General features: G+C 71.2%; 13 protein-coding genes. 1 reads left to right on the top strand and 12 read right to left on the bottom strand.

Features of this window, described 5'->3' with window-relative positions:
* Positions 1-299 precede the first annotated feature (299 nt).
* From EDF47_RS00565 to hrcA, 12 genes are all read right to left on the bottom strand, one after another.
* Positions 300-1,700 (bottom strand): ABC transporter permease, encoded by a 1,401-nt coding sequence (locus EDF47_RS00565; RefSeq protein ID WP_123292556.1) that lies wholly within the window; start codon positions 1,698-1,700, stop codon positions 300-302.
* Positions 1,697-2,449, bottom strand: a complete 753-nt coding sequence (locus tag EDF47_RS00560) for an ABC transporter ATP-binding protein (RefSeq protein WP_133938215.1) — start codon at positions 2,447-2,449, stop codon at positions 1,697-1,699. Before EDF47_RS00560 ends, EDF47_RS00565 begins: the two co-directional genes overlap by 4 nt.
* A 111-nt stretch (positions 2,450-2,560) precedes the next feature.
* Positions 2,561-3,250: a response regulator transcription factor gene (locus EDF47_RS00555; protein ID WP_111085737.1), complete on the bottom strand. Its 690-nt coding sequence runs from the start codon at positions 3,248-3,250 to the stop codon at positions 2,561-2,563.
* On the bottom strand, positions 3,247-4,581 hold the full coding sequence (locus tag EDF47_RS00550; RefSeq protein WP_243833981.1) for a histidine kinase: 1,335 nt from the start codon (positions 4,579-4,581) through the stop codon (positions 3,247-3,249). Before EDF47_RS00550 ends, EDF47_RS00555 begins: the two co-directional genes overlap by 4 nt.
* 67 nt (positions 4,582-4,648) lie before the next feature.
* On the bottom strand, positions 4,649-5,587 hold the full coding sequence (gene era / locus EDF47_RS00545) for a GTPase Era (RefSeq protein WP_123292554.1): 939 nt from the start codon (positions 5,585-5,587) through the stop codon (positions 4,649-4,651).
* Positions 5,584-6,903: a hemolysin family protein gene (locus EDF47_RS00540; RefSeq protein ID WP_133938213.1), complete on the bottom strand. Its 1,320-nt coding sequence runs from the start codon at positions 6,901-6,903 to the stop codon at positions 5,584-5,586. The genes era and EDF47_RS00540 overlap by 4 nt, the downstream gene beginning before the upstream one ends.
* A 3-nt stretch (positions 6,904-6,906) precedes the next feature.
* Complete coding sequence (ybeY, locus tag EDF47_RS00535) at positions 6,907-7,368, bottom strand: rRNA maturation RNase YbeY (protein ID WP_111085740.1); 462 nt, start codon at positions 7,366-7,368, stop codon at positions 6,907-6,909.
* Positions 7,365-8,426, bottom strand: a complete 1,062-nt coding sequence (locus EDF47_RS00530) for a PhoH family protein (RefSeq protein ID WP_228505182.1) — start codon at positions 8,424-8,426, stop codon at positions 7,365-7,367. The genes ybeY and EDF47_RS00530 overlap by 4 nt, the downstream gene beginning before the upstream one ends.
* Positions 8,427-8,496: 70 nt before the next feature.
* Positions 8,497-8,850: a histidine triad nucleotide-binding protein gene (locus EDF47_RS00525; RefSeq protein WP_123292550.1), complete on the bottom strand. Its 354-nt coding sequence runs from the start codon at positions 8,848-8,850 to the stop codon at positions 8,497-8,499.
* 40 nt (positions 8,851-8,890) lie between these two features.
* The gene (locus EDF47_RS00520; protein WP_133938211.1) at positions 8,891-9,628 is read right to left on the bottom strand and encodes a 16S rRNA (uracil(1498)-N(3))-methyltransferase; all 738 of its coding nucleotides are present in this window, start codon (positions 9,626-9,628) and stop codon (positions 8,891-8,893) included.
* Entirely contained in the window at positions 9,628-10,740 is a 1,113-nt protein-coding gene (dnaJ, locus tag EDF47_RS00515; RefSeq protein WP_111085744.1) for a molecular chaperone DnaJ, read from the bottom strand. The genes EDF47_RS00520 and dnaJ overlap by 1 nt, the downstream gene beginning before the upstream one ends.
* A gap of 49 nt (positions 10,741-10,789) precedes the next feature.
* Complete coding sequence (gene hrcA, locus EDF47_RS00510) at positions 10,790-11,812, bottom strand: heat-inducible transcriptional repressor HrcA (protein WP_123340397.1); 1,023 nt, start codon at positions 11,810-11,812, stop codon at positions 10,790-10,792.
* An 88-nt stretch (positions 11,813-11,900) separates the two neighbouring features.
* Here hrcA and EDF47_RS00505 point away from each other — a divergent pair, with 88 nt between their 5' ends.
* Positions 11,901-12,308 carry a DUF4870 domain-containing protein gene (locus EDF47_RS00505; RefSeq protein ID WP_243648794.1) on the top strand — a complete coding sequence of 136 codons (408 nt, stop codon included), beginning with the start codon at positions 11,901-11,903 and terminating at the stop codon, positions 12,306-12,308.
* The last annotated feature ends 32 nt before the right edge of the window (positions 12,309-12,340 follow it).

Here is a 12,340-nt window from a genome sequence, read left to right as displayed (position 1 = left end):
GAGTGCCGAGTACATCGAGTCCACGGTAGCACCGGCGGGCTGCTGTGTGACAAGCGCGTCGGTGGTCGACGCCCGAGTGGTCACGACATGCCGTCGGTCGGTCGCCGAGGTTCCACGAAGCGTCGCCAGCGCCGCCGAGCGCTGCGGATCGTGGAACCTCGACGAACGCGAGCGGCGTGGCGGGCGCGGGTGTGGCGGGCGCCGGCGCGGCAGTGGACGCACGGAACGACGGACGGGAGGCACGGTGCCAGCTGGCACCGGGCCTCCCGTCCGCCGCGTGGTGCGACCAGAGCGCGGCGTCAGTCGACCGCGAGCGCCTCGGTCGGGGGCACGCGCATCGCGCGCCGCACCGGCGCGATCGTCGCCACGACCGCCAGCACGAGCGCCCCGACGACCACGATCCCGATCGTGAGCGGGGGCAACACCGGCGTGACCGGGTGCCCGAGCGACCCGAGCAGCGTCTGCCCGCCGACCCAGCCGTAGAACGTGCCGAGCACGAGCCCCGAGACGACGGCCGCGACGACCATCTGCACGGCCTCGGTCACGATCATCCGGCGGACCTGCGCCCCGGTGAGTCCGAGCACTCGCAGCAGCCCGAGCTCGCGACGACGCTGCAGGACCCCGAGTGCCAGCGCGTTGACGACCCCGACGGCGGCGATCACGGCCGAGAACCCGACGATGACGCTGACGACGGCGTTCAGCTGGACGAAGAAGTCGCGCTGCGCCTGCACCATCTCGGTCGTCATCTGGCCCTGTCCCATCTGCTCGAGCTGGGCCTCGAGCACGTGCTGCATGATCCCCAGTGCGACGGCGAAGGTGACGAGCAGGGTGACGCCGATGACGAGCCCGATCGTCGCCCGCGAGGACCGACCCGGCGCACGCATGGCGTTGCGGCCGGCGAGCAGGACGACGGGGTCGTGCGAGCCGATCCGACCGATGAGCTGCAGCACCGGCGGCATCACGATGGTCGCTCCGACGGCGACGCCGGCGAACGACACGAACCCGCCGAGGGCAGCCGGCAGCACCGCGATCGGCGAGCTCGCGCTGACCGCGAGCCCGATGAGCATGAGCGCCGCGCCGCCGGCCATGAGCACGATGGCCCAGACCTTTCGGGCGGTGCCCGAGCGGACGTCGTCGTGGCTCGGTTCGACGCTCGAGGAGAGCGCCTCGAGCGGGGTGACGGTCAGCACCCGGCGGGAACCCGCGGCGAACGCTCCCCAGGTCGCCAGGACCACGGCGACGACCGGCAACACGAGTTCCCACGGCAGGAGCGTGTAGTCGGTGTCGGGCAGGAACCCGTTGCCGCGCAGGACGACCACGAACACCGCGGACAGCCCGGTTCCCACGACGGCGCCGATCAGTCCGCCGAGCACCCCGACGACCAGTCCGGTCCGGGTGATCCGGGCCCGGAGCGTGGCGCCGGTGGCACCGACGAGCCGCTGCAAGGCGATGATGCGGGTCTGCCCGGCGATGAGGGTCGCGCAGGTGTTGGCGGTGACGATCGCGCCGACGTACAGCGCGATGCCGAGGAACAGCCACCCCACGACGGACAGGATCGCCCTGACCGGGCCGAGGTCGGCGAGCCCGGCGGCGCCGAGCGCCTCGGTCACGATGCCCGGGGCGATGACGAGTGCTGACCCGAACGTGGTGCCGAGCGCCGCGACCAGCACGGTCGGGGCGAAGGAGCGGACGCCGTTCACGCTGCCGCCTCCATCCCCAGCATCGTGGTGGAGATCGCGCCGGCGTCCATCGCCGGGCGGTCGGCGACGACCCGGCCGTCAGCGAGGAACAGGATCCGGTCGGCGTTGGCGGCAGCGACGGGGTCGTGCGTCACCATGACGACGCTCTGGCCCCACTCCTGCACGGCCCCGCGCAGGATCGCGAGCACGTCACGGCCGGTGCGCGAGTCGAGGGCACCGGTCGGCTCGTCGGCGACGACGACTGCCGGACGCGAGGCGAGTGCCCGGGCGATGGCGACGCGCTGCTGCTGCCCACCCGACAGCTGGTGCGGCCGGTGCGAGAGCCGGTTGCCGAGTCCGAGCTGGTCGACCAGGCGGTCGATCCACGCGCTCTCGTCCTTCGACGGCTTGTGCCCGCCGAGCAGGAACGGCAACCGGATGTTCTCGCTGACGTCGAGCGTCGGCACCAGGTTGAACGACTGGAACACGAACCCGAGCCGGCGGCGACGGAGCTCGGTCAGGTCTTTGTCACCGAGCCCCGTGATGTCGACCCCGTCGATCTCGATGCGGCCCGCGGACACCGCGTCGAGTCCCGCGGCGACGTGCATGAGCGTCGACTTGCCGGACCCGGACGGCCCCATCACTGCGGTGAACTCCCCCGTGCCGATGTCGACGCTGACGTCGTCGAGCGCCGTCACCCGGCGCGCGGCGTCGCCGTAGTGCTTGGACACGTGGTCGAGTCGGATGATCGGAGCGTGGCTGGTGGTCATGCACCAACGATGGCGTCCGGGAGGCCCGCCCCGCGTCCGTCGGGCGGCTCCTGTGGATGAGCCGCTCGGCTCGACTTCCTGTGGACGGGTCATCCGATCGGATGACGTCCGTCAGTCGGCCTTGCTCACCAGCCCGTGCTCGTGCGCGAACACGACGAGGCGCACGCGGTCGCGGAGTCCGAGCTTCGTGAGGACCCGCGAGATGTGGGTCTTCACTGTCGCCTCGCTGACGTACTCGTGCTGCGCGATCTCGCTGTTGCTGAAGCCGCGGGCCGCCAGGTCGAAGATCTCGCGCTCGCGCGGGGTGAGGTCGTCGAACGTCGCCGGCACGGTGGCGGCCTGCTCGACGGAGTCGTCGTAGCGCCGCAGGAGTTCCCGCGTCGCCGAGGCCGCGAAGACCGCGGTGCCGGCGTGCACGGTCCGCACGGCGGCGAGCAGGAACTCGGGGTCGGCGTCCTTCAGCACGAAGCCGCTCGCCCCGGCCCGGATGGCCTTCGCCGCGGCCTCGTCGAAGTCGAACGTGGTCAGGACGAGCACCTTCGCGCCGTCGGTACCGGCCTGTTCGACGATGTGCGCGGTCGCCGTGATGCCGTCCATCACGGGCATCCGGACGTCCATGAGCACGACGTCCGGCCGGGTGCGCCGGACGAGTTCGACGCCCTCGGCGCCGTCGCCCGCCTCGCCCACGAAGTGCAGGTCCGGCTGGGAACCGATGAGCATCCGGATGCCGGTGCGGAAGAGTGCCTGGTCGTCGACGAGGGCGACGCGGATGCGGCCGTCGGCCGGCGGGGTGGTGGTCATCGGGCGGTGCGCTCCTGCTCGGTCGGACTGATGGTCGGGGCGGGGGCCGACTCGGCGGTCGGGCCCGCAGCCGGGCTCGCGGCCCGGCTCGCGGTCGGGCTCGCGGTCGGGCTCGCGGTCGGTGTGATGCGCCCGCGGGGCATCTGCCCGCTCGCGGGGACGGCGGGCATGCGGACGGCGACCTCGAAGTCGGGGCCACGGACACCGGCGGTCATCGTGCCGCCGGTCATGGTGGCACGCTCGCGCATGCCGACCAGGCCGTGCCCGGTGCCGGGACCCCGGGTGCCGTCGTCGGCGCGGCGGTTCACCACCGCGATCTCGACGGTGTCCGGGCGGTAGGTCAGTGATGCGTGCACCGGCGTGCCGGGCTCACCGTGCTTGTAGGCGTTCGTCAGGCTCTCCTGCACGATCCGGTACACCGCGAGCTGCGTCGTGGTGGGGAGGCCGGTCGGGTCGCCCTCGCGCTCGACCCGGACGTCGAGGCCGACCTGGCGCATCTCGCCGACGAGCCGGTCGATGTCGTCGATCTCCGGCGTCGGGACGGTCCCCTGCTCGTGCCGCAGCGCGCCGAGGAGCTCGCGGACGTCGCCGAGGGCCCGGCGGGCGGTGGTCGAGATGGTGCCGAGGGCCTGGTCCGCGACGGCGGGGTCGGCCTTCAGTGCGTAGCGGGCACCGTCCGCCTGGGCGATGACGACCGCGAGCGAGTGCGCGACGATGTCGTGCATGTCCCGGGCGATGCGCACACGCTCCTGTTCGACCGCGACCGCTCGGTCGGCACGGGCGGCGTCGCGCTCGGCGAGCAGCTGGGCCTCGCGGCTCATGCTCGCCGACCGGCGGGTGCGGACCACGAGGCCCGCCAACCACGGCAGGAGCAGCAGGAGCAGGACGACGGCGAAGTACGAGACCGTGACCTGCACCGACTCCTGGAACGGGGTCGAAGCGGTGTCGATCGTCAACCGGTTGCGGTAGTCGTCGACGCCGATGTACAGGGCCGCGGTGACGGACCCGACGATCGCCGAGACGAGTCCTGCCAGCCGCACCCGCCGGCTGCCGTAGGCGCTCGTCGTGTAGAGCACCGCGGCGATGAAGGCGTTCGACAGGTCGGGCATCTGGCCCGTGACCATCTCGAAGACCGCGAACACCCACGCGACGGCCAGTGCGAGTCCGGGCGACAGCCGTCGGAGCGCGAGGGCAGCGGTCATGCCGACGACCGTGACGATCGCGAGCGGGGAGTCCATGCCCCGCGCCGAGGTGATCAGCACGAGCGAGCCGAGCACCACGGCGATGACGACGTCGGTGATGACCTGCGCGCGCAGCATGGGACGGAACACGCGTCCACGGTACGGCGCTCGGCTCACGGGCGCGTCCCTCGTGTGGATGACTCCTGGCGCCGGACGCTCAGAAGCCGAGGCGTCCGAGCTGCTTGGGGTCACGCTGCCACTCCTTGGCGACCTTCACACGGATGTTGAGGTACACGTGCCGACCGCCGAGCAGCGACTCGATCTCGACCCGGGCGCGGGAGCCGACGTCCTTCAGGCGCTCCCCCTTGTGGCCGATGACGATCGCCTTCTGGCTGTCGCGCTCGACGAACAGGTTCGCGAAGATGCGCAGCGGCCCGTCGGCGTCGTCGTCCTCGTCCGGCTCGACGATGTCCTCGATCACGACGGCGAGCGAGTGCGGCAGTTCGTCGCGGACACCCTCGAGCGCGGCTTCGCGGATGAGTTCGCTGATGCGCTCCTCGTCGGTCTCCTCGGTAACGGCCGACGAGTCGTACAGCTGGGGCGACTCCGGCAGCAACGAGGTGATCTCGCCGAGGAGGTCCTCGAGCTGCAGGCCCTTCGTGCCCGACGTCGGGATGATCGAATCCCAGTCGCGGAGCCGGGAGACGGCCAGCAGCTGCTCGCCGACCTTGTCCTTCGAGGTGCGGTCGATCTTGGTGACGATCGCGACCTTCTTGGCCCGCGGGTACTGGTCGAGGGTGTCGTTGATGAAGCGGTCGCCCGGGCCGATCGGCTCGTTGGCGGGGACGCAGAACCCGATGACGTCGACGTCACCGAGCGTGGACTGCACCAGGTCGTTGAGCCGCTCGCCGAGCAGGGTGCGGGGACGGTGCACACCCGGGGTGTCGACGATGATGACCTGGCCGTCGGGCCGGTGCACGATGCCGCGGATCGCGCGACGGGTGGTCTGCGGCTTCGACGAGGTGATCGCGACCTTCTGGCCCACCAGCGCGTTCGTCAGCGTGGACTTGCCCACGTTCGGACGCCCGACGAACGAGACGAAGCCCGCGCGGTAGGGCTTGCCCGAGGCGGTGGGGGTGGAGTCGGAGTCGGTCATGCGTGCGTGGTTCCCGTCGTGGTGGTGGCGTCGTCGAAGGCGTCCTCGACACCCGCGAGGGCGTGAGTGCGTTCGGCGAGCACGGTGATGAGGTGGCGGCGCTTGCCCTCGACCCGGTCGGCCGTCAGGACGACGCCGGACACCGTGACCGTGTCGCCGGACACCGCCAGGTGGCCGAGCTCCTTGGTGAGCAGACCGCCGGCGGTGTCGACGTCGTCGTCGTCGAGCTCGATGCCGAACAGGTCGCCGAGCTCGTCGACGGGCAGTCGGGCCGAGATGCGCCAGAGGCCGGGCTCGACCTCGACCCGGTCGACCACGGCGCGGTCGTACTCGTCGGAGATGTCCCCGACGAGCTCTTCGATGAGGTCTTCCATCGTGACGAGACCGGCGACGCCGCCGTACTCGTCGACGACCAGGACCAGGTGGTTCTTCGCGACCTGCATGTGCCGCAGGGTGTCGTCGGCGGCCTTCGACTCCGGCACGAACTCGGCCGGACGCAGCAGCCGGGTGACCCGCTCACTGCCGGACCCCGGTCGCTCGTACAGCGCCCGCGACACGTCACGCAGGTACAGGACGCCGAGGACGTCGTCGCTGTCCTTGCCGGTGACGGGCATGCGGGACACCCCGGCGGCGAGGAACTGCTCCATGCCCGCGGCGAGCGTGTCCGAGCCGTCGACCGTGAGCATGTCGGTGCGCGGCACCATCACCTCGCGCACGAGGGTGTCGCTGAACTCGAAGACCGAGTGGATGAGTTCGCGGTCCTCGTCCTCGAGCACGTTGCTCTCGGTGGCCTCGTCGACGAGGGACAGCAGTTGTTCTTCGCTCGACACCGTCGAGGCGCTGCGGCCGCGGCCCGGGGTCACGCGGTCACCGATCCTGACGAGCAGACCGGCGAGCGGACCGAGCACGATCCGGACGGCGCGGACCAGGCCGCCGGTGGACGCCAGCAGCCGTTCGGCGTGCGCCCGTCCGACGCTGCGCGGACTCGACCCGACGAGCACGAACGACACGGCCGTCATGATCGCGGCGGAGACGAGGAGTGCCACCCACCAGCTGTCGAACGCCCGCACCAGGGCGATCGTGACGAGCACGGCCGCAGCGGTCTCGGCGAGCACGCGGAAGAAGTTCAGGGCGTTGACGTGCGCGCCGACGTCGTCCGCGATCGCCTCGAGCGCACGACGACGCTTGTTGCCGCGGGCGATCTCGTCGAGGTCGGCACGGGACACCACGGAGAGCGCGGCGTCGCTCGCGGCGAGGAGCCCGCCGAGCACGACGAGCCCGAGCGCGACCGCGAGCAGACCGACGACGACGAGCATCGGCTACCGACCCCGGCGCTGGGCCGCGAAGGCCGTCAGGATCTCGCCCTGCAGCCCGAACATCTCGGCCTTCTCGTCCGGCTCGGCGTGGTCGAACCCGAGCAGGTGCAGGATGCCGTGGCAGGTGAGCAGCAGCATCTCGTCGGTGCTGGAGTGCCCGGCGGTCTTCGCTTGTTCCTCGGCGACCTGCGGGCAGAGCACGATGTCGCCGAGCAGGCCGGCGGGCGTGGGGTCCTCTTCGGTGCCCGGTCGGAGCTCGTCCATCGGGAAGCTCAGGACGTCGGTGGGGCCGGGCTCGTCCATCCACCGCACGTGCAGCTGCTCCATCGCGCCCTCGTCGACCAGGACGATCGCGAGTTCGGCGTCCGCGTGCACGTGCATCGCGTCGAGGGCGAACGCGGCGAGGCGCTGGATGGCTGCCTCGTCCACCTCGACCCCGGACTCGTTGTTGAGCTCGATGCTCACCGGTTGCCTCCTCGGGCGTCGTTCTGGGGGTACGGGGGTCGCTGACGGTCCTGCGGCGGCCGACCACGGCGCTCGGCACGGTTGGCGCCGTCGGGGTTGCCGACCGGCGCGCTGCCACGGCCACCGGGACGGTGACCGGCCTGCTCGGCGAGGCGTTCCTCGTCGTAGACGGTGTAGGCGTCGACGATGCGACCGACGAGCGTGTGCCGCACGACGTCCTCGCTGCCGAGCCGGGCGAAGTGGATGTCCTCGACCGTCTCGAGGATCCGCGTCACGAGCCGGAGTCCGGACACGTTGCCCGGCAGGTCGACCTGGGTGATGTCACCCGTCACGACCATCTTCGAGCCGAACCCGAGACGGGTCAGGAACATCTTCATCTGCTCGGGCGTCGTGTTCTGCGCCTCGTCGAGGACGACGAACGAGTCGTTGAGCGTCCGGCCGCGCATGTACGCGAGCGGCGCGACCTCGACCGTGCCCGCAGCCAGCAGCTTCGGGACCAGCTCGGGGTCCATCATCTCGTTCAGGGCGTCGTACAGCGGCCGCAGGTACGGGTCGATCTTGTCGGTGAGCGTGCCCGGCAGGAACCCGAGCCGCTCGCCGGCCTCGACCGCGGGACGGGTCAGGATGATCCGGGTGACCTCGCGCCGCTGCAGGGCCTGCACGGCCTTCGCCATCGCCAGGTAGGTCTTGCCGGTGCCGGCGGGGCCGATGCCGAACGTGATGGTGTGCTCGTCGATGGCGTCGACGTAGGCGCGCTGCCCGTCGGTCTTCGGCCGCACGGACTTGCCGCGGCTCGACACGATCGGCGTGCCGAAGGTGTCGGACGGCTTGCGGTCGTCGTCGAGGATCCGTGCCGACATCGGGATGTCCGACGGGCCGATGTCCTGCCCGCGCTTGACCATGCCGACGAGTTCGTCGACGAGCGCCTTCGCCCGCGCGACCTCGCGCTCGGGCCCGGTGAGCGTGACCTCGTTGCCACGGACGACGACCTTGACGCCCGGGTACTGCCGTTCGACGGTCTTCAGCAGGCGGTCCTGGGGACCGAGGAGCTGGACCATGGCGATGCCGTCGACCTGGAGGGCGACGGAGACGACCTGGTCGTCGTCGGTGGTGGGCTGTGCTGGTTCGTTAGCCGGCAAGGGTGCCTTCCTGCAGTTCACCTGCGAGTACGTGCGCGTGCACGTGGAACACGGTCTGACCGGCGGCTTCGCCGGTGTTGAAGACGAGACGGAACTGGCCGCCGGCGCGCTCGTCGGCGATGCGCTGCGCGGTGGCGACCAGGTGGGCGAGGAGGTCGGGGTCACCGGCCGCGAGTTCGGCGACGTTCGCGTACTGCTCGGTCTTGGGGATGACCAGCACGTGGACGGGTGCCTTCGGGGCGATGTCCTCGATCGCGATCACGCGGTCGTCCTCGGCGACGACGGTCGCCGGGATCTCGCGCGCGATGATCTTGCTGAAGACGCTGGGCGTGCTGGTGCTCATGACTCCATCGTAGAACGCAGGACCGACCTCGGGCCTTCCCTCACCAGCGCCCGAGTCCGGCCTGCAGGATCGCGAGTGCCGCGGGACCGGCGGTCGACGTCCGAAGCACGCTGTCGCCGAGCCGGACCCTGATCGCTCCCGCGGCTTCGAGCCGCTCGAGCTCGGAGCCGTCGATGCCGCCCTCCGGCCCCACCACGAGGGCGATCTCGTCGAGGTCCGCCGTCGGTGCCCACGTCGCGAGCCGCACGGTCGCGGTGGGGTCGAGCACGAGCACCGCAGCACCGGCACCGAGCGCGGGGACGAGCTTCGCCGTCGTGACGAGCGGCCCGACCTCGGGCACCCGCGACCGGATCGCCTGCTTCGCGGCCTCGTGCGCGATGGCCGTCCAGCGCGATCGGCCCTTCTCGACCTTCGGGCCCTCCCACCGGGAGACGCTGCGCGCGGCGGACCACGGCACGATCCGGTCGACGCCGATCTCCGTCGACGCCTGCACCGCCATCTCGTCGCGGCCGCCCTTGGCGAGGGCCTGCACGAGCGTCAGCGACGGGACCGGCAGCGGGTCGACGGACAGCGATGCCACGGACAGCACCAGCGAGTCGCGGTCGACGGAGTCCACCGCACCGGACACGACGGTCCCCCGTCCGTCCGAGAGCCGCAGCGTCTCACCGACCCGCACGCGCGAGACGGTCACGGCGTGCCGCCCCTCTGCCCCGTCGAGCGTCACGGAGCCACCGACGGCGACCCCGTCGAGCGACTCCACGACGTAGAGCGATGCCATCAGAAGTTGAAGAAGCGGTCGCGGAGCTTGCCGAACATGCCCTGCTGGAACCGGGCGAGCTGCGGCGCCGACGCCTTGTGCGACTTCGCGAGCTGCTCGACGAGCTGGCGTTCCTTGTGCGACAGCTTCGTCGGGGTGACGACCTGCACGCCGACCCGGAGGTCGCCGCGTCCGCTCCCGCGCAGCTTCGTGATGCCGCGGTCCTTGATCACCAGGACGTCGGCGCTCTGCACCCCGGGACGGATCTCGAGCTCGACGGGCCCGTCGAGTCCGTCGATCGTCGTGGTGGTGCCGAGCACGGCATCGGTCATCGCGACCTCGAGGGTGGCGAGCAGGTCGTCACCGTCGCGGCTGAAGACGTCGTCGTGCCGCACCCGGATCTCCAGGTACAGGTCGCCGGAGGGGCCACCGGCGGGGCCGACCTCGCCCTGGCCGGGCATCTGCAGGCGCAGGCCCGAGTCGACGCCGGCGGGGACGTCGACCGGCACGGTGCGACGGGCGCGGACGCGACCCTGACCCTGGCAGGTCGGGCAGGGGCTCGGGATGACGGTGCCGTAGCCGCGGCAGGTGCCGCACGGGGCGCTCGTCACGACGTTGCCCAGCAGCGAGCGGACCTGGCGCTGGATGTTGCCGGAACCGCCGCAGATGTCGCAGGTGCGCGGGCTGGTGCCGGGTGCGCAGCACGACCCGTGACAGGTCTCGCACAGGACGGCGGTGTCGACCTCGACGTCCTTGTGGGTGCCGAAGACGACCTCGTCGAGGTCGACGTCGATGCGGAGCAGGGCGTCCTGCCCGCGCTCGGCACGGCTGCGGGGACCACTGCCCCGGCCACCACCGCCACCGCCGCCGAAGAAGGCGTCGAAGATGTCGCTGAACCCGCCGGCGCCGCCACCGAAGGGGCTGTCGGCCTGGGGCCCGGCGTCGTACCGGCGCCGCTGCTCCGGGTCGCTCAGGACGTCGTACGCGTGCGTGACGTCCTTGAACCGCTCGGCTGCCTCTGGGGCAGGGTTCACGTCCGGGTGGAGCTCACGCGCCAGGCGGCGGTAGGCCTTCTTGATGTCGGCATCGGAGGCGTCTCGCTGGACGCCGAGGACGTCGTAGTGGTCTGCCACGTATCCCTCAGTCGGTTGTGTTCGGTCGGTCGGTCGGTGTTGCAGTCGATCAGTGTTCGCCCAGCAGCTTGGACAGGTACCGTGCGACGGCCCGGACGGCAGCCATGTTCGTGCCGTAGTCCATCCGGGTCGGTCCCAGGACACCCAGGCGTGCCACCTCGCCGCCACCGGCGAGGTACCCGCCGGCGACGATGCTCGTGGCGTCGAGCCCGTACTCGGCGTTCTCGACGCCGATGCTCGCCGCCACCGCGATGTCGTCCACCTGCATCTCCCCGAACAACCGGAGCAGGGTGACTTGTTCCTCGATCGCTTCGAGCACCGGGAAGAGGCCGCCGGAGAAGTCCTGCTCGCTCTTCGCCAGGTTGGCGGCACCGGCCATCACCAGGCGGTCCTGACGGTTCGCCGCGACCTGCTCGATGAGGGTCGCCACGACGACCCCGCCGAGCGCCTGGGCGTCGGGCCGGAGCTGTTGCGGGACCGCACGGAGCGCGGTGGGCACGTCCTGCAGCAGGAGCCCCACGGCCGCGCCGTTCAGCACGGTGCGGAGTTCGGTCAGCAGCGGCTCGTCGAGCGCGACGTCGGTCTCGACGACGCGTTGTTCGACCCGGGCGGTGTCGGTGATGAGCACGACCATGAGCCGGGCGTCGCCGAGGCGCACCAGCTCGACGTGCTGCACCCGGGCGCGCACCATCGAGGGGTACTGCACCAGGGCGACCTGGTTCGTGAGCTGGCTGAGCAGGCGCACGGTGCGGCCGAGGACCTCGTCGAGGTCGTTCGGGGCGCCGAGGAAGGTCTCGATGGCGTGCCGCTGGGCGCTCGTCAGCGGCCGCGCCGCGGCCAGGTGGTCGACGAACAGCCGGTAGCCCTTGTCGGTCGGGACGCGCCCGGACGAGGTGTGCGGCGCGACGATGAGCTGCTCGTCCTCGAGCAGGGCCATGTCGTTGCGGATCGTGGCGGCGCTGACGCCGAACGCGTGCCGTTCGACGATCGTCTTGGAGCCGACCGGTTCGCGCGACGCCACGTAGTCGCGCACGATGGCCTTCAGGACCTCGAGGCTGCGTTCACTGACCACGAGCGCTCCTTCCTGGTCGACCTGGCACTCGGACGTGTCGACTGCTGATCCTACGCCCGCACGACTGCACCCCCGATACGCTTCCGGCATGACCTACGGACAGCAGCCCGGTGGCCCGCAGAACCCCAACGGGCCCCAGTACCCCAGCGGGTACACGCCGCCGCAGCCGATGAGCCCGGAGGACCAGCGCCTCTGGGCCACGCTGACGCACATCGGCGGGATCTTCTTCAACTTCGTCGCCCCGCTCGTGGCGTACCTGGTGCTGCGCGACCGCGGCGGCTTCATCCGCGAGCACACCCGGGTCGCACTGAACTTCCACATCACCGTGGCGATCGCGTACGTCGCGTGCGGCGTGCTGAGCGTCGTGGTCATCGGACTGGTGCTGTTCCCGATCGTCGCCGTCCTGACCGTCGTCTTCGGCATCCTGGCGGCCGTCGCGGCGAACCGGGGCCAGTTCTACCGCTACCCCCTGTCGATCGAGTTCATCAAGCAGTAGCAAGCACAGTGCAGTAGCAAGCACAGTGCAGT

The organism is Curtobacterium sp. PhB190, assembly GCF_004365385.1.
Taxonomy (GTDB): Bacteria; Actinomycetota; Actinomycetes; order Actinomycetales; family Microbacteriaceae; genus Curtobacterium.
Note: the sequence above shows the minus strand (reverse complement) of the source record. Positions and strands in the feature narration are given on the sequence as shown.

Bases quoted from the DNA above. Each gene is read 5' to 3' on its own strand.
- EDF47_RS00525 (WP_123292550.1), bottom strand. From the start codon at position 8,850: ATGAGCACCAGCACGCCCAGCGTCTTCAGCAAGATCATCGCGCGCGAG.
- EDF47_RS00520 (WP_133938211.1), bottom strand. From the start codon at position 9,628: ATGGCATCGCTCTACGTCGTGGAGTCGCTCGACGGGGTCGCCGTCGGT.
- EDF47_RS00540 (WP_133938213.1), bottom strand. From the start codon at position 6,903: ATGCTCGTCGTCGTCGGTCTGCTCGCGGTCGCGCTCGGGCTCGTCGTG.
- EDF47_RS00555 (WP_111085737.1), bottom strand. From the start codon at position 3,250: ATGACCACCACCCCGCCGGCCGACGGCCGCATCCGCGTCGCCCTCGTC.
- EDF47_RS00560 (WP_133938215.1), bottom strand. From the start codon at position 2,449: ATGACCACCAGCCACGCTCCGATCATCCGACTCGACCACGTGTCCAAG.
- EDF47_RS00505 (WP_243648794.1), top strand. From the start codon at position 11,901: ATGACCTACGGACAGCAGCCCGGTGGCCCGCAGAACCCCAACGGGCCC.
- era (WP_123292554.1), bottom strand. From the start codon at position 5,587: ATGACCGACTCCGACTCCACCCCCACCGCCTCGGGCAAGCCCTACCGC.
- EDF47_RS00530 (WP_228505182.1), bottom strand. From the start codon at position 8,426: ATGGTCCAGCTCCTCGGTCCCCAGGACCGCCTGCTGAAGACCGTCGAA.